General features: G+C 67.2%; 27 protein-coding genes and 2 pseudogenes. 11 read left to right on the plus strand and 18 right to left on the minus strand.

Translation table 11 applies throughout. The annotated features are described in order from the left end of the window. Positions 1 to 203: 203 nt before the first annotated feature. The 6 genes from rpsG to hppD all read right to left on the minus strand — a co-directional run bounded on the left by rpsG (position 204) and on the right by hppD (position 4,556). Positions 204 to 674 carry a 30S ribosomal protein S7 gene (gene rpsG, locus DAT37_RS32950; RefSeq protein ID WP_040739280.1) on the minus strand — a complete coding sequence of 157 codons (471 nt, stop codon included), beginning with the start codon at positions 672 to 674 and terminating at the stop codon, positions 204 to 206. 1 nt (position 675) lies between these two features. Next, positions 676 to 1,050, minus strand: a complete 375-nt coding sequence (gene rpsL, locus DAT37_RS32955; protein WP_109528798.1) for a 30S ribosomal protein S12 — start codon at positions 1,048 to 1,050, stop codon at positions 676 to 678. 328 nt (positions 1,051 to 1,378) lie between these two features. Next, entirely contained in the window at positions 1,379 to 1,921 is a 543-nt protein-coding gene (locus DAT37_RS32960; protein ID WP_109529112.1) for a DUF3558 domain-containing protein, read from the minus strand. 11 nt (positions 1,922 to 1,932) lie between these two features. After that, entirely contained in the window at positions 1,933 to 2,457 is a 525-nt protein-coding gene (locus tag DAT37_RS32965) for a DUF3558 domain-containing protein (RefSeq protein WP_109528799.1), read from the minus strand. Positions 2,458 to 2,514: 57 nt separating this feature from the next. After that, a complete protein-coding gene (locus tag DAT37_RS32970) occupies positions 2,515 to 3,309 on the minus strand; it encodes an HAD family hydrolase (RefSeq protein WP_109528800.1) in 795 nt (264 codons plus the stop codon). A gap of 68 nt (positions 3,310 to 3,377) precedes the next feature. Then, complete coding sequence (gene hppD / locus DAT37_RS32975; RefSeq protein WP_109528801.1) at positions 3,378 to 4,556, minus strand: 4-hydroxyphenylpyruvate dioxygenase; 1,179 nt, start codon at positions 4,554 to 4,556, stop codon at positions 3,378 to 3,380. A gap of 153 nt (positions 4,557 to 4,709) precedes the next feature. On the opposite strand from hppD, the gene DAT37_RS32980 reads away from it, so the two are divergent. Next, positions 4,710 to 5,228 carry an Lrp/AsnC family transcriptional regulator gene (locus DAT37_RS32980; RefSeq protein ID WP_109528802.1) on the plus strand — a complete coding sequence of 173 codons (519 nt, stop codon included), beginning with the start codon at positions 4,710 to 4,712 and terminating at the stop codon, positions 5,226 to 5,228. 75 nt (positions 5,229 to 5,303) lie between these two features. On the opposite strand, the gene DAT37_RS32985 is transcribed toward DAT37_RS32980, so the two are convergent. The 3 genes from DAT37_RS32985 to DAT37_RS32995 all read right to left on the minus strand — a co-directional run bounded on the left by DAT37_RS32985 (position 5,304) and on the right by DAT37_RS32995 (position 9,139). After that, a complete protein-coding gene (locus DAT37_RS32985) occupies positions 5,304 to 6,482 on the minus strand; it encodes a winged helix DNA-binding domain-containing protein (protein ID WP_332873381.1) in 1,179 nt (392 codons plus the stop codon). Between the two features lie 9 nt (positions 6,483 to 6,491). Continuing rightward, positions 6,492 to 7,466, minus strand: a complete 975-nt coding sequence (locus DAT37_RS32990) for an NADPH:quinone oxidoreductase family protein (RefSeq protein ID WP_109528803.1) — start codon at positions 7,464 to 7,466, stop codon at positions 6,492 to 6,494. A gap of 101 nt (positions 7,467 to 7,567) precedes the next feature. Continuing rightward, positions 7,568 to 9,139: a serine/threonine-protein kinase gene (locus tag DAT37_RS32995; RefSeq protein ID WP_109528804.1), complete on the minus strand. Its 1,572-nt coding sequence runs from the start codon at positions 9,137 to 9,139 to the stop codon at positions 7,568 to 7,570. Between the two features lie 235 nt (positions 9,140 to 9,374). On the opposite strand from DAT37_RS32995, the gene DAT37_RS33000 reads away from it, so the two are divergent. Continuing rightward, entirely contained in the window at positions 9,375 to 10,145 is a 771-nt protein-coding gene (locus tag DAT37_RS33000; protein ID WP_198654556.1) for an acyl-[acyl-carrier-protein] thioesterase, read from the plus strand. 62 nt (positions 10,146 to 10,207) lie between these two features. Here DAT37_RS33000 and DAT37_RS33005 read toward each other — a convergent pair whose 3' ends face one another. Further along, positions 10,208 to 11,878: an FAD-dependent oxidoreductase gene (locus tag DAT37_RS33005; RefSeq protein WP_109528806.1), complete on the minus strand. Its 1,671-nt coding sequence runs from the start codon at positions 11,876 to 11,878 to the stop codon at positions 10,208 to 10,210. 217 nt (positions 11,879 to 12,095) lie between these two features. Here DAT37_RS33005 and DAT37_RS33010 point away from each other — a divergent pair, with 217 nt between their 5' ends. After that, positions 12,096 to 12,587 (plus strand): SixA phosphatase family protein, encoded by a 492-nt coding sequence (locus DAT37_RS33010; RefSeq protein WP_109528807.1) that lies wholly within the window; start codon positions 12,096 to 12,098, stop codon positions 12,585 to 12,587. 31 nt (positions 12,588 to 12,618) lie between these two features. On the opposite strand, the gene DAT37_RS33015 is transcribed toward DAT37_RS33010, so the two are convergent. After that, the gene (locus DAT37_RS33015; protein WP_109528808.1) at positions 12,619 to 12,822 is read right to left on the minus strand and encodes a hypothetical protein; all 204 of its coding nucleotides are present in this window, start codon (positions 12,820 to 12,822) and stop codon (positions 12,619 to 12,621) included. Between the two features lie 99 nt (positions 12,823 to 12,921). Here DAT37_RS33015 and DAT37_RS33020 point away from each other — a divergent pair, with 99 nt between their 5' ends. The 3 genes from DAT37_RS33020 to DAT37_RS33030 all read left to right on the plus strand — a co-directional run bounded on the left by DAT37_RS33020 (position 12,922) and on the right by DAT37_RS33030 (position 14,883). Next, the gene (locus DAT37_RS33020; RefSeq protein ID WP_109528809.1) at positions 12,922 to 13,290 is read left to right on the plus strand and encodes a VOC family protein; all 369 of its coding nucleotides are present in this window, start codon (positions 12,922 to 12,924) and stop codon (positions 13,288 to 13,290) included. Between the two features lie 130 nt (positions 13,291 to 13,420). Next, the gene (locus DAT37_RS33025) at positions 13,421 to 13,867 is read left to right on the plus strand and encodes a MerR family transcriptional regulator (protein WP_232840152.1); all 447 of its coding nucleotides are present in this window, start codon (positions 13,421 to 13,423) and stop codon (positions 13,865 to 13,867) included. Beyond that, a complete protein-coding gene (locus tag DAT37_RS33030; RefSeq protein ID WP_109528811.1) occupies positions 13,864 to 14,883 on the plus strand; it encodes an aldo/keto reductase in 1,020 nt (339 codons plus the stop codon). The genes DAT37_RS33025 and DAT37_RS33030 overlap by 4 nt, the downstream gene beginning before the upstream one ends. Positions 14,884 to 15,064: 181 nt before the next feature. Here the strand turns inward: DAT37_RS33030 and DAT37_RS33035 are convergent, their stop codons facing one another. Then, positions 15,065 to 15,439: a hypothetical protein gene (locus DAT37_RS33035; RefSeq protein ID WP_109528812.1), complete on the minus strand. Its 375-nt coding sequence runs from the start codon at positions 15,437 to 15,439 to the stop codon at positions 15,065 to 15,067. A gap of 145 nt (positions 15,440 to 15,584) precedes the next feature. Between DAT37_RS33035 and DAT37_RS46550 the strand changes: the two are divergent. From DAT37_RS46550 to DAT37_RS33045, 3 genes and pseudogenes are all read left to right on the plus strand, one after another. Continuing rightward, positions 15,585 to 16,040, plus strand: a pseudogene (locus DAT37_RS46550) (carboxymuconolactone decarboxylase family protein); the annotation flags it as partial. Positions 16,041 to 16,082: 42 nt separating this feature from the next. Next, positions 16,083 to 16,382: pseudogene (locus tag DAT37_RS46555) on the plus strand (GNAT family N-acetyltransferase); the annotation flags it as partial. Positions 16,383 to 16,404: 22 nt separating this feature from the next. Beyond that, the gene (locus tag DAT37_RS33045) at positions 16,405 to 17,394 is read left to right on the plus strand and encodes a pirin family protein (RefSeq protein ID WP_109528813.1); all 990 of its coding nucleotides are present in this window, start codon (positions 16,405 to 16,407) and stop codon (positions 17,392 to 17,394) included. Between the two features lie 52 nt (positions 17,395 to 17,446). Here the strand turns inward: DAT37_RS33045 and DAT37_RS33050 are convergent, their stop codons facing one another. From DAT37_RS33050 to DAT37_RS33060, 3 genes are all read right to left on the minus strand, one after another. Further along, on the minus strand, positions 17,447 to 17,926 hold the full coding sequence (locus DAT37_RS33050; protein ID WP_109528814.1) for an SRPBCC family protein: 480 nt from the start codon (positions 17,924 to 17,926) through the stop codon (positions 17,447 to 17,449). Then, complete coding sequence (locus tag DAT37_RS33055) at positions 17,923 to 18,255, minus strand: ArsR/SmtB family transcription factor (protein WP_109528815.1); 333 nt, start codon at positions 18,253 to 18,255, stop codon at positions 17,923 to 17,925. The genes DAT37_RS33050 and DAT37_RS33055 overlap by 4 nt, the downstream gene beginning before the upstream one ends. Before the next feature lie 69 nt (positions 18,256 to 18,324). Next, positions 18,325 to 18,696, minus strand: coding sequence for a VOC family protein (locus DAT37_RS33060; RefSeq protein ID WP_109529115.1), 372 nt, complete (start codon positions 18,694 to 18,696; stop codon positions 18,325 to 18,327). 76 nt (positions 18,697 to 18,772) lie between these two features. Here DAT37_RS33060 and DAT37_RS33065 point away from each other — a divergent pair, with 76 nt between their 5' ends. Further along, a complete protein-coding gene (locus tag DAT37_RS33065; RefSeq protein WP_109528816.1) occupies positions 18,773 to 19,231 on the plus strand; it encodes a MarR family winged helix-turn-helix transcriptional regulator in 459 nt (152 codons plus the stop codon). 7 nt (positions 19,232 to 19,238) lie between these two features. Here the strand turns inward: DAT37_RS33065 and DAT37_RS33070 are convergent, their stop codons facing one another. Then, positions 19,239 to 20,090 (minus strand): helix-turn-helix transcriptional regulator, encoded by an 852-nt coding sequence (locus DAT37_RS33070; RefSeq protein ID WP_109528817.1) that lies wholly within the window; start codon positions 20,088 to 20,090, stop codon positions 19,239 to 19,241. A 100-nt stretch (positions 20,091 to 20,190) separates the two neighbouring features. Here DAT37_RS33070 and DAT37_RS33075 point away from each other — a divergent pair, with 100 nt between their 5' ends. After that, positions 20,191 to 21,204, plus strand: a complete 1,014-nt coding sequence (locus DAT37_RS33075; protein ID WP_109528818.1) for an aldo/keto reductase — start codon at positions 20,191 to 20,193, stop codon at positions 21,202 to 21,204. 49 nt (positions 21,205 to 21,253) lie between these two features. Here DAT37_RS33075 and DAT37_RS33080 read toward each other — a convergent pair whose 3' ends face one another. Continuing rightward, on the minus strand, positions 21,254 to 21,727 hold the full coding sequence (locus DAT37_RS33080; RefSeq protein ID WP_109528819.1) for a PaaI family thioesterase: 474 nt from the start codon (positions 21,725 to 21,727) through the stop codon (positions 21,254 to 21,256). A gap of 154 nt (positions 21,728 to 21,881) precedes the next feature. Then, complete coding sequence (locus DAT37_RS44460; RefSeq protein ID WP_157978824.1) at positions 21,882 to 22,040, minus strand: hypothetical protein; 159 nt, start codon at positions 22,038 to 22,040, stop codon at positions 21,882 to 21,884. Positions 22,041 to 22,083 lie beyond the last annotated feature (43 nt).

Here is a 22,083-nt window from a genome sequence, read left to right on the forward strand (position 1 = left end):
GGATTTGTGTCTTCTGGTACGAGACCCTGTTCGGGTCATCGCTATGTCAACGCCGGAAGCGACACCTGGGTGCCCCGCCCGACTGTATCGACCAGGCAGTTCCGTCGGGTCCTACGTGGTGGCGACTGGCTGCCGCCACCGGACCCCGACCGTTCCTGCCGTGTGCCTTCCGGCGCCGACACCAGCGACGGGCCGGGATGGCATCACCAGCGGTAGTGCGCGAAGGCCCGGTTCGACTCGGCCATCTTGTGGGTGTCCTCGCGACGCTTGACCGAAGCGCCGAGGCCGTTGCTGGCGTCGAGCAGTTCGTTGGCGAGACGCTCGACCATGGTCTTCTCACGACGAGCCCGCGAGTAGTTGACCAGCCAGCGCAGCGCGAGGGTGTTGGAGCGGCCCGGACGAACCTCGACCGGCACCTGGTAGGTGGCGCCACCGACGCGGCGCGGCTTGACCTCGAGTGCGGGCTTGACGTTGTCGAGCGCGCGCTTGAGGGTGACGACCGGATCGGTGCCGGTCTTCTCGCGAGCCTGCTCCAGCGCGCCGTAGACGATGCGCTCGGCGGTGGACTTCTTGCCGTCCAGCAGGATCTTGTTGACCAGCTGAGTGACCAGCGGCGACCCGTAGACCGGGTCGTTGATCAGCGGACGCTTGGGTGCGGGGCCCTTGCGTGGCATATCAGCTCTTCTCCTTCTTGGCGCCGTAACGGCTGCGGGCCTGCTTGCGGTTCTTCACGCCCTGGGTGTCGAGCGAGCCGCGGATGATCTTGTAACGAACGCCGGGGAGGTCCTTCACACGACCGCCGCGCACGAGCACCATCGAGTGCTCCTGCAGGTTGTGGCCTTCACCCGGGATGTACGCCGTGACCTCGACCGCGCTGGTCAGGCGAACACGCGCGACCTTGCGCAGCGCGGAGTTCGGCTTCTTCGGGGTCGTGGTGTACACGCGGGTGCACACGCCTCGACGCTGCGGGCTCCCCTTCAGGGCCGCGGTCTTGGTCTTGGAGACCTTGTCCTGGCGACCCTTGCGGACCAGCTGGTTGATGGTTGGCATAGACCGGCTTTCCTTATTAGTAACGCGGTGTCTGGAACTTCATGTCTGTTCAGTTGGCGGCATTCCCGGGTCCTGGCTCGCGCCCGTCGGACCGACGTTCATCCCGCTTTCATCGAGCCTTCACTCGCACGTCCGACCACGTTTCTCGCGTCCCGAGGTCGGGCGTGTCGTGCGCCATGCGTATCCCGGAATCCAGGCACGCCGGAGAGGTCGGCCGCTTTCGCTGGCTTACGTCAGAGCACGAATTTGCCCGCAAGGTTCCGGGCACAGCGATCCACGATACTCGTGGTTGCGCTACAGGGTCAAAGTGGGTCCACGACCGACACGCCTAGCGGGCCAGATTCAAGGTCAGCTCGACCAGTTTCTTGGCCGCCGCGCACGGATCGGGATGGGCCGAACCCGCCCGGTAGTTGATCCACCACCCCACCACACCGGTATCGGCGGCGCTCGCGGTGACCCCGCAGGAGTCGGGATCGTTGGGCCTGCGCGTCTCCAGTGAACGTCGGCCCTGCACGGTGATATTCCCGGTCGTGTAGCCCAGTTTGTCGTTGGTGGCCTTCTCGTTGTTCAGCGACCCGATCTCGTACCAGTTCAGGGTGACCATGGCATTGCCGCCCGGCGCGTCCTCGACATCCCACATGCACACCGCGCCGTTGAACGAACCGCTGACGTAGGTGGCGTCGCCGACCGCCTCGCCGATCTTCTCCTGTTCGACCACTTCGCATTCGCGCAGCAACTTGTCGAAATTGGTGTTCACCGACTGACTTCCACCCGCGGGGTAGGCGGTTCCCGAGATCGTCTGACCGCATCCCGCCGCGGTGGCGGCCAGCGCCAGCGCGGTGACCGCGATTCCCGCTCGTCTGCCGATCATCGCCACGCCTCTCATTTCAACCGCTGCACGGTCAGTTCGGCCAGCTTGTAGGTCTTGTCGCACGGATTGCCCGTCGCCTGGAAGATCCCGTAGGACATCGACCACTCGAAGAAGTCGTCGTCGAGCTGGATCGCCAGATCGCAGACCGTTCCGCTCGGGTCGAGCGCGCGCCAGCCGGGATGCCCGCCGACCTCGATGGTGTCGGGCGCGCGGCCGACACTGGTCACCCACGCCTTCTCCCGATCGATCGGGCTGCCACGGTAGGAGGCGAAGGTCACGCTGGGCGAGGACAACCCGGCCGACTGCCAGTTGCAGCCCGTCGAATTCTTGAAGACGCGCGAGACCTGCCCGAGCCCCGCGATATCGCGCACTTCGTCGTCGGTGACGTGACCGCACTCCCCCACGAACGGGCCGAGCGAGGCGACCTTCGGCGGCGGGCGTAGCGGGGCGGAATCGCCCGAGTCACCGTCCGAGCCGCAGGCCGACAGCACCAGCGTCAGAGCCATACCGGTGAGGAGCGCCGACGAGATCCGCATGCCGTGAACTCTACTGTGTTCGGCGCGACCGCCTCCGGCGCCGCTGTCGCCCGATCGTCACTGCACCAGTGCGACATGCTCGCGATGCTCACCGTGCCCCCGATGGTCACCGTGCGCCCGCCCGTGTCCGCGCCTGCCGTCGCCGTGGCGCGCGGGCGGGTGCTGCCGGTACGCGCCGACGGTCATGGTGACCAGGTGCAGGCTGCTGCGCGCGGGATCGTTCAGCGGCGGGACGAGCAGGGTCGGCATGCCGACGTCGACGGCGACGCCGTCTCGGGACGGCCGGTCCCCCACCATCAGCGTGTGCTCTGCCCCGGTGCCGAGTTCGTCGAGTGCCAGCCGGAATATGGCCGGATCCGGTTTCTGGACACCGCGTTCGCAGGACAGGACGAAACTGTCGACGTGATCGAGCAGTCCGGCGCGGTCGAAGACGGGCCTGATGTCGAAATGGATATTGCTCAGCACGCCGATCGCGCACCCGTGTTCGGCGAGGGCCGACAGAGTTCGCGCGGCGTCGACGGCGAACAGGTTGTAGGCGGGGTCCGATTCGACGGCCCAGAGTTCGTCGGCGAGTTCGTCATCCAGACCGGCCGCGACGAAAACCCCGTAGTAGGTGTCGCGGTGCCGTTCGGCGCTGGTATTGCCGAGCGGGGATCGCAGTCGTGTCAGCAATTCGGGCGTGTGGATGGACCGCAGCACCGAGGCGACGGCGAGGTCGTCGTGGTCGCGTCCGACGCGGCGCAGGGCCTCGCGGACCCATTGCGACGGTGTGAGTTCGCAGACCAGGGTGCCGCGCCAGTCGAAGACGACCGCTCGAATGTCATGGGCGCGTGGATCATCGGATGTGGGCATGATGGCGTGAACCCTACGAGCGCGTGGCGCGGAAACCGGAATCGGGCAGTGCCGCGCCGACATCCGGGCTAGAGATTGCCCCTGGCGTCCTGTTCGCGTTCTATCGCCTGGAACAGCGCTTTGAAATTACCCTTGCCGAAACCCAGCGACCCGTGCCGCTCTATCAGTTCGAAGAAGACGGTCGGACGGTCCCCGACGGGTTTGGTGAATATCTGGAGCAGGTAACCGTCCTCGTCGCGGTCGACCAGGATGCCGCGTCGCCGCAATTCCTCCACGGGAACCCGCACGTGACCGATGCGGGCCCGTAATTCCGGATCGGAATAGTAGGCGTCGGGGGTGTCGAGGAATTCGACACCTTCGCGGCGCAGGGCATCGACACTGTTCAGGATGTCGCCGGTGGCCAAGGCGATGTGCTGGACGCCCGGACCGCGATAGAAGTCGAGATACTCGTCGATCTGCGAGCGCTTCTTACCGACGGCGGGCTCGTTCAGCGGGAACTTCACCCGATGATTGCCGTTCGCCACGACCTTGCTCATCAGCGCCGAATACTCGGTGGCGATATCGTCGCCGACGAATTCGGCCATATTCGTGAAGCCCATGACGCGGTGGTAGAAGTCCACCCAGCGATCCATCATGCCGAGTTCGACATTGCCCACCACGTGGTCGATGGCCTGGAACAGCCGGGCCGGACGGCCCGCGCGCGGTTCGTAGCCGGAACCGCGCGCCACATACCCGGGCAGATACGGTCCGTCGTAGCGCGACCGATCGACCAGCGTATGCCTGGTCTCGCCGTAGGTCGCCAGCGCGGCGAGGCGCACGGTGCCGAATTCGTCGCTCTCGTCGTGCGGTTCGACCAGGATCGTCGCGCCGTGCGCGCGCGCCCATTCCACACAGCGGTCCAGCTCCGCCACCTCCAGCGCGATATCCACGACGCCGTCGCCGTGGCGATCGTGGTGGGCGACCAGTGCGCTGCCCGGATCGACCGCGCCGCGCACCACGAAGCGGGCCGCGCCGCTGCGCAGGACGAACGCCTTGTGGTCGCGGTTTCCCGTCTCGGGACCGGAGTAGGCCTCCAGCGTCATGCCGAAGGCCGATTGCAGGAAATGCGCGGTCTGGGTGGCATTGCCGACCACCCAGACCAGGGCGTCCCAGCCGATGACGGGAAACGGGTCGACGCGGACGTCGTGGTCGACCAGACCGACGAGTCCACGCGGTGAACCGGCGGAAGGCAGCTGTTCGATGGTCATGCGACCAAGGAAATCCGGTCGACCGTCGCTGGGCAACCGCCCCCGGTTTCGGTGAACAGTGTGGCGAATTCGACTAGCGGAACACCGATTATGCTGGACAATTCGACTAGCACGGGCCGGACAGCCGGTAACCGCGTCCCACAGGAGGCCGTCATGTCTCGAACACCGGCGAAACTGGATGAACTCGACCTGGCGATACTCGCCGCGATGCACGAGTACCAGAAAGCGGGAATCCTGGAATTGTCGCGCCGGACCAGGGTCGCCCGCGCCACCGTCCAGTCCAGGATCGGCCGGATGGAGGAGTCGGGCGTCATCGCCTCCTACGATCCGCAGATCGACGTCACCGCAGCGGGTTTCGATGTCCAGGCATTCGTCACGCTGGAGATAGCGCAGGGCGCGCTCGACCTGGTCGCGGCCGAATTGGACGCCATCCCCGGGGTGCTGGAGGCGTACGCGACCACCGGCTCCGGCGATGTCCTGTGCCGGATCGGCGCGGATTCGCACGCCGGATTGCAGACAGTGCTGCTCAGTATCGATCGCACCAGTTCGGTGGTGCGATCGCACAGTGTCATCGTGCTGTCGACGGTGGTGCCCCGGCGGTCCCTGCCGCTGTTGCGCACCCTCGCGCCGACGTACAGCAGCAAGGCGCCCGCGTATCGGTCGTCCGAGTGACCGGCCCACGCGGACATTCCCGACCCGCGAGGACGGGAACCCGACCGAATCGCGGGACAATGCCCGCCGTGCTCGTCAGACCCGCAGATCCTCCCCGGGTTCGAGTATCTCCACGCTCGGTTCCCTGTCACCCTCGGTGAACGCGAGCAGCGCGTGCGCCTCGGCCTCGACATCGCGGCGTTCGGCCGCCGACCACTCCCGGTTCGGCGTGATCCGCAATCGCGCGGCCGGCCCCTTCGGGAAGACCTTGTACAGCCCGGCGACGTAACCGTCGAGCAACACCGGCGCGACGGCGGTCGCGAACGCGCGCAACGGCGTGCCCTGACCCTGCGGAACGATCCTGGTCCGGTCCTGGTGTGAGAGCACGGCGTTGTCGTACCACCCGAGCAGGCGCACCGGCGCGGGCAGATCCGGATCGGCGAGTTCGGCGTCGGCGAGATCGTAGAGGGTGCGGCCGCGATCGTCGGTGTAGGCGCGCAGTCGATCACCGAGGGTGTCGAGCGCGGGTTTGATCCCGGTGAGTTTGGACCAGGTCTGCATATCCGCGGTCGACGCGGGACCGAACGCGCGCAGATAGCGAACGAGCAACTCCGCCAACGGATAGTCCGCGTCCAGCGGCGCGCCCAACCACGGTTGCACCCGCGACCAGATCGGCCTGCTGTTGTTCTTCCACTTCCCGCGCGGCGGGGTCTGCAAGACCGGCAGTTGGTACAGCCACGCCTGGAGCACGGCTCCGGCGTCGCGGTCCGGGTAGAGCCGCGCGGCCTCGGCTCGCATATCCGCAGCCGACATCGGTACGTCGCCCAGGACCGCCTCTCCGTGCGCGCGTACCTCGTCGGGGTCGAGTCCGACCATCGCGCCGAAGTTGAAACCCTTACGGAACGGCACCTTTTCGAGTTCGGGCTGGATATGCGGCGCGATGCGCAAGGCGTCGGGTGGGGTCACCAGGTGAATGGTGCCGCGCATCAGCGTGATCCGGACCAGCGAACGATCATCGAGTCCCGCCGACACCGTCTCGGGGTCGAAATCGGCAATGCGACTCCACAATCCGGTGAACGGCGGTGGTACGTCCTGGGCCTGGAGGCCGATGAGGTGGTCACACATCTCGGCGACGGTCAGCGCCGAGCGTTCCAGCAGATGCTGGCGGGCGAGCAGGGTGCGATTCAGCACCCGATTCGACAGCTTCATGATGGGATCACCGTACTCGCGGGCCGATTCCGCGACGAGGGTGATCGGCCGCGCCAGACCGATCACCCACCGCGATCAGCGCACCGCGACGACGACCTTGCCCTTGGCCGTGCGGTTGTCGAGCGAGGCGACGGCGGCCGCGGCGTCTTCGAGCGGATGGACCACCGGCAGCGGCGCCGCGATCTTGCCCGACGCGAGCAACGGCTCCACCTCGGCCCACTGTTCGCGCAGGTAGCCCGGATGCGTCAGCACCCATTCGCCCCACGCCGCGCCGGTCACCTCGACGTTCTTCAGCAGCAGACGATTCACCTTGACGGTGGGGATCTCGCCCGCGGTGAATCCGACCACGAGCAGCCTGCCCGCGGGCGCCAGCGACCTGACGCTGTCGGTGAAACGATCACCGCCCACCGGATCGAGCACGATATCGACGCCGCGTCCGTCGGTCAGTTCCTTCACCGCGGCCAGCCAGCCGTCGGTCAGCACCACGTCGGTGGCGCCGTTGGCCCGCGCGACCTCGGCCTTCTCCTCGGTACTCACCACGGCGATCACCCGGCCCGCGCCCAGCGCGACGGCCATCCGCGTCGTCGAGGTGCCGATCCCGCCCGCGGCGCCGTGCACGAGCACGGTTTCGCCCGGCGCCAGCCTGCCGCGGGTGCGTAGGCAGAAATGCACCGTCAGATCGTTGAAGAGAATGCCCGCCCCGGCCTCGAGGGAGATGTTGTCCGGGAGCTTGAACACCATCTCCGCCGGTGTCACCGCGACCTCGGCGACCGCGTTGCCGAGCATGGTCAGCGCCACCACCCGGTCGCCCGGCGCCACGTGCGAACCCTCGGGAGCCTCGCGCACGACACCCGCGACCTCACCGCCGACGACGAACGGAAGGCCCGGATCCATCTGGTACTGCCCCCGGGTCATCAGCACGTCGGGAAAGGCCACCCCCGCCGCGTGCACATCGATGACGACTGCCCCTTCGTATCCGGCGGGCTCGGGGATCTCGACGATCTCGATCGCTTCCGGACCCTTCAGTTCGGCGACTCGGGCTGCACGCATACGACGACCTCTCTGTCCACGACGCCACCGCGGCGTCGCGATCCAACCTATCCGCGGCGGCGCACCGCACTCAACGAGCCGCGCGCACGGTCACGAGTCCATCAACGAGAGGCAAACTCTATCATCGTCTCACTGGCGACAGTTTTGCCGTTCTGCACCACCGTCAGGCTCGACGGCGAGATCACGTACCGGGTGCCGTCCTGCGGATTCGTCACGGTGAAACCGCCGTCGCCGGTCGGCACCGGATCGTCCAGTTCGATCCCCAGGTTGTCGCTGTCACGCGCGCCCTTGTAGTAGTACCTGCCCGCGCCGGTCCGGCAGACCACGATCCGCGATCCCGTGGTGCGGCCGATCGCGTAGGCCGGATTCGTCGCGTTGCACCGCGGGCCGCCGAGAAACCCCTGCCCGTCGGTGCCGCCGACCGAACCCGTCAGCGGCGGTGCGCTCTCCTTCGTCGTGGTCGGGGTGGGCGACGCGGTGGTCGTACGCACCGCAGCGGCCGACGAGGTCACGGTGTGCGACGACGCGACGGCGGTGGGCGTGGAGACCGGGGTCGCCACGGGTGTCGGATCGGGGTCGGGCGACCACAGCCACCACATCACGATGACCGCGACCAGGACCACCACCGATGTGCCGAGCGCGCCGACCAGAATCGGCATGGCCCGGCTGCCGCCGTGGCGCGCGGGCGGGTACGCCGGTGGAATGGGCAGCGGAGCCGACGGGTGCGTGCGCGCTGGACTCCGCCGCGTCGGATGCGGCCGCGAGACGTCGACCGGAGGCGTCGGCCGCGTATACGTCGGCGCTTCCCGCGCGACATTCGCCGCGGCGACCCCGTGATCGACACGCTCGAAGGCCGTGCGGGCGGCGGCGGCCAGCTCACCCGCCGTGCGGTAGCGCGCGCGAGGGTCTTTGGCCATCCCGCGCGCCACGACCGCGTCGAAGGCGGCGAGTCCGGGCTCGCTCGCGCTCGGGCGCGGCGGCGGCAACATCTGATGCGAGTGGATGGCGACGGGGAAGCTGTTGGCGGGAAAGGGCACGGCGCCGGTCAGGCATTCGTACAGCACGCAGGCCAGCGAGTAGATATCGATCGCGGGATCGGGTGTTTTCTTCTCTTCGACGAAACGCTCCGGGGCCATGTACGCGAAAGAGCCGATCGCGCTGCCGGTGCCCGTCAACTGGGCGTCGGAACGGGAATACGCGATGCCGAAATCCACCAGATAGGCGAAGGTATTGCGCGTGATCAGGATATTGGCGGGTTTGATGTCGCGGTGCACGAGTCCGGCTTCGTGCGCGGCGTCCAGCGCGGAGGCGATCTGCTCGATGACCGAGACCGCTTCGGCGGGAGCCAGCCTGCCGCGCGAACGGATGTGGTCCTTGAGATCGTGACCGGACACCAGTCGCATATCGATGTAGAGGACGCCGTCGATCTCACCCCAGTCGTGCACCGGAATGACGTGCGGCTCTTGCAATCTGGCGGCCGAACGCGACTCCCTGCGGAACCGTTCGACGAATTCCGGATCCCTGGCGAGTCCGACATCGAGCAGTTTGAGTGCGACGGTGCGCTTCTTGGTGCTGTCGAAGGCCTCGTAGACCTCGCCCATCCCGCCGACACCGAGTAGACGGCGCAGTTCGTAGCGCCCGAATCGAGAACCCACCCTGGACCCCGTGGCCATTCACTCAGGCTACCGTTCCGACCACGGCCGTGTCGGTCCCGTGGAAACACCGCGCGCGGGCCCGTCCCGAGCTCCGTCCTCGAAGGGCGCGACACACGCTTCCGGCGAACACCCCGCGACGGAATACCTGTCGGTAGAGACGGCTCGACGCGAGGGTGTGACGTGTGCCCCGTAAAGTCGTCTCACAACAGCACCGCAAGAAAACGCGGCACACCGTGCAGCGCGAGGAGCACAAGTGTCACTCGATCAGCCACTCGCCCCGCTTCCCCAGGAGGGCATGGGCTTTGCTTCGGCGTGGCCCATCCGGGCTGGTGATGTGGATCCGTACGACCGACTCCGGTTCGACAGCGTCGCCCGCTATCTGCAGGATATCGCCTGGGACCAGCTGCATCGGACCTCGCTGCACCGCACCGATCCGGTGTGGATCGTACGTCGCACGGTCATCGACGTCATCCGGCCCATCCAGTGGCCCGACGAGGTACGGCTGCTGCGGTGGTGCTCGAGTATGTCGACGCGGTGGACCAATATGCGAGTGCGGATCACCAGCGAGAACGGCGGATTGATCGAGACCGAGGGGTTCTGGATCAATATCAGCGAGTCGAGCAACATGCCCGCCAGGATCAGCGACGAGGGCCTGGCCTACCTGGCGCAGACCACCCAGGAGCACCGGCTGCGGTGGCGGCCCTACCTCACCGACGCCACCCCGCCGGAATCCGATATCGATATGCCGTTCCCGGTGCGCGCCACCGATATCGACCAGTACAACCACGTCAACAACGCCTGCTACTGGCAGGCGGTGGAACAGTTCCTGGTGGAATACCCGAAATTGGTCGCCGCTCCGCACCGCGCGGTGATCGAGTACGTCGCGCCGGTGCTGGCGCGTCAGCACGTCTCGGTGCGCGCCCGCTACGAACCCGGTGACCGGTCGGGACGACCGGTTCTTCGCCTGTGGTTCGTCGTCGGCGGGACGACGACGACGGTCGTGCGCATCATGCCACTGCCGTAGGCGGCGGCCACCACGCGCGAACGCCGGCCGGATCACGGGATCCGACCGGCGTCCGGATCGGTTCAGCCGCGGGCGGCCTTGAGCAGATCCTCGCGGGTGGTGAGCTTGACGCGGGGGCGTCCCGCCGCCTTGCCCGCCGTCTTCTCGGCCGCGTCGATGGCCTTCCAGCCGTCACGGTCGACGAGATCCTGCTGCCGCTCGCCGATCAGCGCCTTGAGCGCCGCGCGGTCCTTCTGCGGGGCGACGAGTTTGCCCGAGGTGAAGTCCCCGATCAACTGCTCGACCGTCTCCTCGGAGTCGATCCGGTTCGAGCCGATGACACCGCGGGGGCCACGCTTGATCCACCCGCTGACGTACACCCCGTTCACCGGCGCACCGTCGGCGGCGATGACCCGGCCGTGCTCGTTGGGCACGACGCCGCGGCGCTCGTCGAAGGGCAGGTCAGCCACGGCTTCGCCCTTGTAGCCGATGGAACGCAGCACCAAGCCCGTTTCCAGGGTTTCGGTGCGGTCGGTCGCCCGCGCCACCAACTGGCCCTCGTCCTTGAACAGTTCGTTGTGCACGAATTCCAGCGATTCGACCTTGTCGGTGCCGTGCACGGCGGTCGGCGAGGCCAGGTACCGGAACACGATCCGCTTGTTCGCCGGATCGCGCCGTCCGCCCGCGTACTCCTCGGCGAGGGTGTACTTGAGCTTGAGCGAGGGCTCGACCATCGGGTCGTCCAGCAGTTCCTGGCTGGCGTGATCCAATGCCAGATCGGCCTCGTCGACGATCACGTCGACGCCCTTCAGGTGCACCAGCGCCAGGAACTCCGGCGAGGTGTAGGCCGCCTGCAAAGGACCACGACGACCGAGTACGACGACCTCGCGGATATTGCTGCCGCGCAGCGCGTCCAGGGCGTGATCGGCGATATCGGTCTTGGCCAGGTCGTCCGGGTCGACGGTCAGTACCCGCGCCACGTCGAGGGCGACGTTGCCGTTTCCGACGATCACCGCTCGCTCACTCGACAGGTCGAAGGTCCGATCGGCGTAATCGGGGTGGCCGTTGTACCAGGCGACGAATTCGGTCGCCGAATGGCTGCCGGGCAGATCCTCCCCCGGCACGCCCATCTTGCGGTCCGAGGAAGCGCCGACCGCGTAGATCACCGCGTGGTGGTGCTCGAGCAGTTCCTCGTGCGAGATGTGGGTGCCGACCTCGACGTTGAGGTAGTACTGCAACGTCTCGCGGCGGAACGCCGACTCGAACAGTTTCGACACCGTCTTGGTGCCCGGATGGTCGGGCGCCACGCCCGCTCGCACCAGGCCCCACGGCGTCGGTAGCCGGTCGATCATCTCGACCTCGACATCGCAACGGCGAAGCAACTCGTCGGCGGCGTAGCAGGCCGCTGGGCCCGCGCCGACGATCGCCACGCGTAGCGTGCCCAGATCCTTGGGCGGGCGCGCCGGCGTCTTGATCGGGTCGAAGTTGGACTCGAGCGGATGCCGCTCGAAATAGGAGGCGTTGATATCGCGGAACCGAGCCAGCGACGCCGACAGGTCATCCTCGGAGAAGATGGCTTCCACCGGGCACGCGTCCACACAGGCACCGCAATCGATGCAGGTGTCGGGGTCGATGTAGAGCATCTCGGTCGTCGCGAAATCAGGCTGGTCCGGTGTCGGGCGAATGCAATCGACCGGGCACTCGGAGACGCAGCTGGCGTCGTTGCAACAACGCTGCGTGATTACGTAGGCCATATTTGCAGATCCTCGAAAATGTGCGTGGGCAGTGTGCCACCCTGGGGTTGAGGTGGACGGCGGTGTCACGGTGTAGCGGATAAGCGTATGTGACGCCGCTTTCAGTGTGCCTCGAGAGTGGCGTACACCTCACGGCGGAGTGCCTACCTCGCTATCACAGCAGGCCCGACCCGCGTCGATCCACTCCTCACCGGTGGTACGTCTTACTGTATTCGGCATGGTTCGGACCTTGATCCTCATGAGGCACGGCAAGTCCGCCTACCCGGACGGCGTCGGTGATCACGAACGTCCGCTGGCGCCGCGCGGACAACGAGAAGCCGGACTGGCGGGGCACTGGCTGCGCGAGACCCAGCCGCCGATCGACGCGGTGCGCTGCTCCACCGCCACCCGTACCCGCGAAACCCTCGCCGCGACCGGCGTCACCGCCCCCGTCGTGTTCGAACCCGGCATCTACGAGGCCTCCCCTCGATCGCTCATCGAGTTGATCCAGCTCAGCGATGACGACGTGTCGACGCTGCTGGTGATCGGACACGCCCCCGGCATGCCGTGGACGGCGTGGGAGCTGGCGGGTAACCGCGACTCCATCCCAGCGATCGAACTGAGTCGGAAATTTCCCACCTCGGCGCTGGCGGTCCTCGAATTCGACCGGCCGTGGGCGCAGCTCGACCCCGGCGCGGGCGATCTGGTGCGGTTCCACATTCCCCGCTGAGCACGTCGCCACCCCTGACCTCGCGCGGTCGTCAGCGCGTGAGTTTGCCGCCGACCACCACGACCGCGCCGAGGACGACCAGCAGCACGAACGCGGCGAACCCGCCCACGAGCCACCACACCAGTCCGAGCGCGATGACGAACGGCGCCGCCGCGATCGCGGCGATCACCGGGCTTTCCTTGACCGTCGCCCAGGCCGAACGGGCCCTGATCCGGTCGATGTCCTTACCTGCCATGCCACCAGGGTAGGCCCGAAATCGCCGGATGGGCCGGGCGTACGCGGTTCGTGCCGTGGCCGAAGCTTCGATGTCGGTACCCGGTGGGATGCTGTGGCGATGGACTGGAAAATCGAGCTCGTCGCCATCCCGGTCACCGACGTCGACCGGGCGAAAGATTTCTACACCAGCATCGGTTTCAACGCCGATCACGATCACAGCCCCACCGAGGACATCCGTTTCGTCCAGCTGACACCGCCGGGTTCGGGGTGCTCGATCTGCATCGGCCGCGGCATCACGCAGGCCGCGCCGGGCAGCGTGGAGGGCATGCAGGTCGTCGTGGCCAGTGCCGAACAGGCCTACCAGCAGCTGCTCGCCGCCGGGGTGGCGGCGACACCGGTCAAGGACGAGGGCTGGGGTCTGTTCACCTATTTCAGCGATCCCGACGGCAACAAGTGGTCGGTCCAGGAATTGCCGAAATACAGCTGAGCCCGCGTGCCCGGCCGCGCGGTCGGCGCGCGGCCCGGTATGCGGCGGGAACATCTGCCGTCTGTCGCCCTTGCTTGGAGTGCACTCCAAGTGGCTACCGTTGGTCGTGTTCGACGGGAAGGGCGAGGCAGTGGGCGAAACCGCAGCGGTGGACCGAACCGAGGTCGAGGATCGGGCGCGACCGCGCTATTCGATCGGTGAGGTCTCCGAGCGATCGGGACTGAGCCGCGACACCCTGCGGTGGTACGAGCGGATCGGGCTGATGGATTACATCGGCCGCGACCACACCGGCCGACGGCGCTTCAGCGACCGGGACCTGGAATGGCTGGCGCTGATCGGGCGCTTGCGCACCACCGGGATGTCGGTCGCCGACATGGTCCGCTACGCGGAACTGGTGCGCACCGGGGATTCCACCCTCCCGGAGCGACTGGAGATTTTCCGCCGCACCCGCGCCGAGGTCCTCGCCAAGATCGAAGAACTTCGTCGGACCGTGGACGTGCTGGATTACAAGATCGAGATCTACGAAGGCGGTTCCGGCACGCCCGCCCCGCACATCAGCGAAGGGATCAAGGTATGACAGCGACGGGAAGTCTCCCCACGGCACCATTGGGCGCGAGCGGTATCGACGTCGGTATCCAGGGCCTGGGCTGTATGGGGATGAGTGAGTTCTACGGCCCCTCCGACCTCACCGAATCACGGGCCACGCTGGAATCGGCACTGGAATCGGGCGTCACCCTGTTCGACACCGCCGACGTCTACGGCTCCGGTCACAACGAGGAATTCCTCGGTGATTTCGTGCGAGCCAACCGGGACCGCGTGGTCCTGGCCACCAAATTCGCCATCGTCCGCAAAGCCGACGATCCGACCTTCCGCGGCATCGAGAACTCACCGGACTACATTCGGGCCGCCGTCGACGCCAGCCTGCGCCGCTTGGGCATCGACACCATCGATCTCTACTACATGCACCGGCGCGATCCACGAGTCCCGATCGAGGAATCGGTCGGCGCCATGGCCGAACTCGTCGCGCGGGGCAAGGTCCGTGCCCTCGGCCTGTCCGAGGTGACCGGTCCGGAACTGCGGGCGGCGCACGCCGTGCATCCCATCGCCGCGCTCCAGTCGGAATGGTCGCTGTTCTCCCGCGACGTCGAGCGCACCGCGGTACCCGCGGCCGCCGAACTCGGCGTCACCTTCGTGCCCTACTCACCGCTCGGCCGCGGTTTCCTCACCGGATCGTTCGCCGCCGCGGACGAATTGGCCGACAAGAACGATTTCCGTCGGGCCATGCCACGGTTCTCGGGCGCGAACGCCACCGCCAACGCCGAACTGCTCGCCCCGCTGCGCGCCATCGCCGACGCCCGCGGCGTCACACTGGCGCAGGTGGCGCTGGCCTGGGTGCATTCCCGCGCGGACGCGCACGGCGTGCCCGTCGTCCCGATTCCCGGCACCCGCAGCCGAATCAGGTTGGCCGAGAACACCGCCGCGGCCACCCTCGCGTTGACCGCCGACGAACTGGCCTCCCTCGAACCGATCGCCGACCGGGTCGCCGGCCCCAGGTACGCGGATATGACGTTCACCTCGGCCGGTCGCGAATAGCGTTTCCCTGGAACGCTTCTCGCCGACGATTCACCGTCGTCGCGCCTCACACGCGCAGCAGTGGTCGTGCCCGAAACCTGGGGGCGCGACCAGGCTCACGTGTCGATCGACACCACCCAGACCTGCGGGACCAGCCGACGGAGGACGGTCGAATCGAAAGCACCCGCTCCCGGTTCGGCCGTCAGCCGACGACGACCGCCACCGCGAGCTGCCGTGTCGCGTCATCGACTTCGGGAATTCGGCATCCGAGCGCGACGATGTGATCGACCAGTGCCTGTTCGGGCGAGATCCCGTACTTGCGCAGGTTGTAGGGCACCGCGCCGGGCCAGACGAACGTGCCGTCGGTGTGGAAGTTCATCGGGACATCGCGGTCGGCGGGTGCGAACTCGTCGACGGCGTAGCTGCGGGCGCTGAGGACGACCGGGGCGTGTTCGAGGTAGGCGAGCACGTCGGTGGCGATGTCGGGGTGTAGCGGGGATCGGTCGAGGATCGGGTGACCGGCGGAGTCCCTGCCGTCGATGGCGGGCGACAGGCGTGGCGGTTGCGCGGTGGACACACCGAAAATTTACCCGTCGCGGATCGGCCCCGCGAGTATTCGAGAGGTGGCCGGCGCGACAGCGAGCGACAACCGGTCACCGCTGTGACGGACCACGGTCCGCTTGGTCGATCACGACGGGTGTGCGGCAACTACCATCGCGAGAGTGAATGGTGAACGGGTCTGGATCGACAAGCAGACGCCCTCGGCCCAGAAAGCACTGATCGCCGTCGCGATCGAGGTGCACGCGGCGGGTGCGGCGGCGGGGCTGGACCGGCGCGTGATCGAACTGGTCAATGTGCGGGTCTCCCAGCTCAACGGCTGCGTCTACTGCCTGGGAGTGCATCACCGGGCCGCGCTCGCCGCCGGGGCCACCGAACAGGAACTGGCTGTACTGCCCGCCTGGCGGCGCGGTGGTCCGTTCAGTTCGTTCGACCGTGCCGTGCTGGCACTCGCGGAACTCACCGCGAACCTGCCCGACGAAGCGACGGTGGACCGTGAATACGCCCGCGCTCGCGAACACCTGACCGACGATCAGGTGTCCGTCGTCGTCTGGGCGGCCACGGTCATCGGCGCTTTCAACCGTGTATCGATCATGAGCGGGCACCCGCTGCCCGCTCGGAAGGAGAACAAGACGATGACCGAGCCCACCGCCGAGAACAAGGTCGCCGAGAACAAGGTCGCCGACAATCCGGAGAAGAACCGCTACGAGGTGTTCCACGACGGCGCGTTGGCCGGGTTCGCCGAATACGTCGAGCGCGACGACGTCACCGATTTCATCCATACCGAGATCGATGACGCCTTCGGCGGTAAGGGCCTCGGCAAGGTTCTCGCCCAGCGGGCGCTGGAGGACGTCGTCGCCCGCGGCCGGGTCATCGAGGCGCACTGCCCATTCATTCGCGCGTACCTGGACAAGCACCCGGAATTCGACGCGCACGTGCTCGGCAAGGGCATCAAGCGGTGACGACCGTCGCCGAGGCGTGGGGATGAGCGACCTGGAACCGCGCCCGGAGGAGGCCGTGTGCGAACCCGCACCGGGTCCGGGTCCGGTCACCGAGTTGTATCCGGCGCGCGAGGTGCCGTTGGGCGGGGTACGCGGCGTCTTCGTCGAACGGGTGCTGCCGCAACGGGATCTGCCGACGGTCGGCGCGTGGTGTTTCTTCGACCATTTCGGCTCGCCGACGGTCACCAAGACCGACGCGCCGCCTGATATCGACCCGCATCCGCATATCGGCCTGCAAACGGTGACCTGGCCGTTCGTCGGGCAGATCCGGCATCGCGATTCGGTGGGCTCCGATGTCGAGATCCATCCCGGCCAGCTGAATCTGATGACCTCGGGTCGCGGCGTGGCGCATTCGGAGTACTACTCCGCCGACGCGCCCGCCGGACACGGTCTGCAACTGTGGATCGCCCTGCCCGGTGACAGCACCGGGATCGACGCGCATTTCGAACAGCACCGCGACCTGCCGGTCCACGAAGCGCCCGGCCTCCGCGCCACCGTGCTGATCGGCACGCTGGCCGGACAGACCTCGCCCGCGCGGGCCTACACCCCGATCGTCGGCGCCGATGTCGTGCTCGACCCCGGGGCCGAGGTGAGCCTGCCGTTGGACTCCGCGTTCGAATACGCGCTCATGCTGGTCGAGGGTGATGTGCGGGCCGCGGGAATCGATCTCGCGCCGGGGCCGCTGCTGTATCTGGGAAACGAACGCGGCGAATTGCGATTGGAATCCACCTCGGGCGCGCATTTCCTGCTGATCGGCGGCGAGCCGTTCCGGGAGGAACTCGTAATGTGGTGGAATTTCGTCGGCCGCAGCCACGAGGAGATCGTGGCCGCCCGAAACGATTGGGAGAACCACGATCTCGACCGTTTCCCGAATATCGCGGGCCATACGCCGCAACAGCGCATCCCCGCCCCGCCGCTGCCGGGATTACATCTGAAACCACGCAGACGCCGGGTCGGCACCGCTCACGACTGACGGTTCCGGCCCCGGCGCACGAGTGCGCGCGGGGCCGGTTCCCGTCATATCATCAGCCCTTCGCGAGCAGGGCGTCCAGCGCGCGGTAGCTCTCGTTGAGCCCGGATTCCATGCCCGACTGCAACATTCCGTCGCGCTCCTGCGGGGTGTGGTACTGGCTGACGGTCACCACCTTGGTACGGCCGTCGCCGAGGTCGATGAAGCTGACGTCATCGATGGCGACGTGGCCGGGCATACCGTCCCATTCGAAGGTCTGCACGATGCGTTCCTGCGGCGTGATCTCGCGGAAGCGCCCCTCGAAGCCGTAGGTCTCGCCCTCGGAGTGCTCGACGAAGCGGTAGTGGCCGCCCTTGCGGAATTCCCACCGCTCCACATCGACCCGGTTGCCGCGCCCCCACCATTGGACGAGTTGTTCGATGCGGGCGTAGGCGGCCCACACCCGTTCGCGAGGTGCGTCGAAAACCCGCTCGACATGGATTTCGCGCTCCACGGGAGTGGTGATCGTGGCATCGGTTGTCGTCTGTGTGCTCATTCGTGTGGCTCCGTTCGCTCGAGGAATTCACCGAGACGGTCCATTCGGGCTTCCACCATGCGCCGATATTCCTGCAACCACGCCGTTTCGCGGTCGAGGAAATTCGCGCCGAGCCTGCAATATCGAGTCCGGCCACGCTTTTCCGTCACCACCATGCCCGCTTCCTCCAGCAGCCGAATATGTTTCTTGACCCCGGTCAGGGTCATCTCGAAACGTTCGGCCAGTGCGCTGACGGTCGCCGGGCCACGGCCGAGGTGTTCGAGGATCCCACGCCGGGTGGGATCCGCGAGTGCGCCGAACGAGGCGTCCAGGAAGTCATACTGAACCATCAGGTTCAGTATTGCGCGCCGACACCACGATGTCAACGGATGCCGCGCGCGACAGACCCGATCCAGGGGCTACGGAACCGCCGTGAAGAACTCGTAGCTGTGCCCCTCCGGCGACCGCACGTAGACGCCACGACCACCACCGCTGCGGTTGACAGCCCGATCCCAACCACCGGCGAGCCCGGAGCCGTACGGCACATCGGGCAGGCATTCCAGCCGACGCAACACCGCGTCGAAGGTGTCGTCGTCGACGAGAAAACCGAAATGACCGGGTTCGACAGCGCCGCGATCGTCGAAATCGAAGGTGAGGTCGGCATTGACGCGGACCGGAACGAACGGACCCGCCGGTTCACCGACGAGAACGCCGAGCAACTCCGCGAAGAAGGTGGCCGCCGCCACCCGATCGACAGCCGGAACAATCGTGTGATTCAGGACAATCGTCATCCGCACCTCCGATTTATATGTGATCCGCATACAAATATACATGCGGATCACACCCGAATCGCGATAGTCTTCTTCCATGACCGCACAACCGGACGATCCCGCCGACGGAGGGCCCGCACTGTTTCGCGTCATCCGTTTCTGGTCGCGGCGCTGGATCAACCGCCCGTCGGCCGACCTGCCGGACGAACTCCGGCACGCCATGTACGTGCAGGTCGTGGAGGCCGTCGCCGCGGCTTCGGGAGAAGGGACGGAGGCGACCGTGAGCGCCGTCGCGCACCAACTCGGCCTCGACCACTCGGGGGCGAGCCGGATGGTCCGCGACGCCACCGCGGCCGGATATCTGCGCAGAAGCGAATCGAGTCTCGACCGTCGCCGCACCGTGCTGCATCTGACCGTTCGAGGCGAAGAACTGCTCGGCGAGGCCCGCGACTGGCAGCGCCGGATCTTCACCGAGCTGACCGCGGACTGGAGCCTGCGCGACCGTCGGCGATTCGCCGGTTACCTGCGACGCCTGAGCGACGACATGCGGCCGTGACCGGTTGCTACCCGTCCGGGGCGGGCGTCAGGGTCTGCGTGCCGATGACGCGCAGCAGCGCCAACTTGTCCGCCGCGTCGGTTCCTGGACACGGTAGGTAGACGAGCAGTCGCTGCGCGGCGTTCGGCGTGAGCAGGGTTTCGCACACCGTCTCGACGAGACCGACGGCGGGATGCCGGATACGTTTGGTGTCCGAAAGCCGCACCGCCACTTCGTGTTCGTTCCACAGCAGCTCGAATTCGGCACTTCCCGCCCGCAACGCGCCGATGAATTCGTTGACGTCGGTGTCGGCGGCCCGGCGGGCGGCGGTGGCGCGCAGATCCGCGACGTGACTGCGGCCGAGCCGATCCCAGTCCTCCTCGGGGAACAGGGCGCGCCCCGCAGGATCGGTGAACCAGCGCCAGGCGTAGAAGCGATCGAGGCCGCGGCGCTCGCCGTGATCACCGACCAGCAGGCTGTGCATCCGGTTCTGCACCAGTACCTCGCCGAGGTCGGTGATCACCGTGGCGGGAGTGTCGTCCAATTTGGCGAGCATGTGCAGAATTCCCGGACCGACGTGTTTGTCACCGAGCCCGCGTCCGGGCGCACCGTGACCGCAGAGGTGATAGAGATGGTCGCGTTCGTCGCTGCTGAACCGCAGCGCGCGGGCCAGCGACGCCAGCACCTGGGTGGAGGGCCGCGGACCACGCGACTGCTCGAGTCGCGTGTAGTAATCGGTCGACATACCCGCCAACAGCGCCACCTCGTCGCGTCGCAGGCCCGGGGTCCGACGGCGCACGCCCGGCGGCAACCCGACATCGGCGGGCGTCAGCTGCTCGCGGCGACGGCGCAGGAAATCGGCCAATCCGGGTCGGTCCATACCTCCACTGTCCCCGCCCCACCCCGTCGCAGCCAGGGATCGCCGCTCCCCCGATGCACGGTCTCTGCCACCGCGGGGCCCTCGCGCTCACGCTGAGAACATGACCACATCGAAGATCACCACCGTTCGACTCGGCAACACCGGCCCGACCGTCGGCCGCATCGGCCTCGGCACCATGGGCATGTCCGGCGACATATACGGGACCTCCGACGACACCGAGTCGATCGCCACTATCCACGACGCGCTCGATTCCGGCGCGAATCTCATCGACACCGGCGATTTCTACGGCGCGGGCCACAACGAACTGCTGGTCGGCAAGGCCATCGCCGAACGTCCGCGTGAGGACGTAGTGCTCAGCGTCAAATTCGGCGCGCTGCGCGGGCCGGGCGGAACCTGGGGCGGCGTCGACAGCCGCCCCGCCGCCCTGCGCAACTTCCTCATCTACTCCCTGCAACGCCTCGGCGTGGACCACGTCGATATCTACCGGCCCGCGCGACTTGACCCGTCGGTTCCGATCGAGGACACCGTCGGCGCCATCGCCGACCTGGTCGAGGCGGGCTACGTCCGTCACATCGGACTCTCCGAAGTAGGCGCGGACACCATTCGCCGGGCAGCGGCCGTCGCCTCGATCGCCGACCTACAGATCGAATACTCGCTGATCTCGCGCGGCATCGAAGGCGAGATCCTGCCCGTCACCCGCGAACTCGGCATCGGGATCACCGCCTACGGCGTACTCTCACGCGGACTGCTCAGCGAATCGGTCCGCGCGGGAACGCCCCTGGGCGACAACGACTACCGCGCGCACTCCCCGCGATTCCGAGGCGAGAACCTGGTCAGGAACCTGGAGTTGGTCGACGCGCTCGCGAAAGTCGCGGCCCAGCACGATATCTCGGTGGCACAGTCGGCCATCGCCTGGGTGCTGAGCCGTGGCACGGATATCGTGCCGATCCTCGGCGCGCGGCGACGTGATCGGTGGGCGGAAACGGTCGGGGCGCTGGATATCGAGCTCACCAAGGGTGATCTCGCCGCGATCGAAGCGGCGGTGCCCGCGGATCGAGTGGCGGGCGCCCGGTACGCCGCGGCGCAGATGGCGATGCTCGACAGCGAGCGCTGAAATCTCCGGCAACGATGACGCGGTGAGCACCTCACCGCGACGGCAGCGGTCAGGAGGCCCGCCGCAGGCGGATCACCGCGGTGAAATACGCCGTGGCCACCAGCTTTTCGGCGCGATCGGTAATCGACACCGGCACCTCCAACTCGATCGGCTTGCGCGCGGCGATATCCGCGCGCACCTGTTCGAGCGTTTCCGCCGATAATTCCGAGGCCGCCAGGAACGGACCCGAATCCCCTCTCGCCCTGGCGATATAGCTGATCCGCCCATCCCTGGCCACGATGAACGTCGCCCCCATGAGATCGACGATGCCCGAGACGGCCGCACCCATCGCAGCCGTCTCGGCCAGCCCGAAGAGCACCGCCGCATGCAGATCACCGTTGTGATTGAGATGCTCCCGCCGAGGCGCGATACACATGACGGTGCGCCCCGGAGCGAAATCCACCCCGGAGATCCCCGTGTACTGGATGAACCCGAGCTTCCCGAACCCGGCCATCACCATTTCCCCCATGGCCGCACTGTCCATCACGTCTCCTACCCACCAGAACTGAAACCCGTTCTAGTCAATATGCCACCCCACCCGCAGTCCCCCGCCCGCGATCATGGGACCTGGCTACCCTCTACGAACGGTGACGACCGAGCCACCGGGTGGTCTCGTGATCAGGTGCGCGGCGGCCGAATCACGGCACGATCGCGGCGGTCTCGGCGAGCCCGAACAGCAAGGGGCCGCCGTGCAGATCACCGCGCAGCAGGGCCGCTCGTGCCGCGGGTGCGGCCTCGGGCTGTAGTTGCTCTACCAGGCGGTGCAGCTCGGGGTAGTGGTCATACGCCACGCTCATCCCGCGACAATACCGTGAGACGACGATCGCCCCGCTCCGAAAA

Source organism: Nocardia aurea (assembly GCF_003123685.1).
Classification (GTDB): Bacteria; Actinomycetota; Actinomycetes; order Mycobacteriales; family Mycobacteriaceae; genus Nocardia; species Nocardia aurea.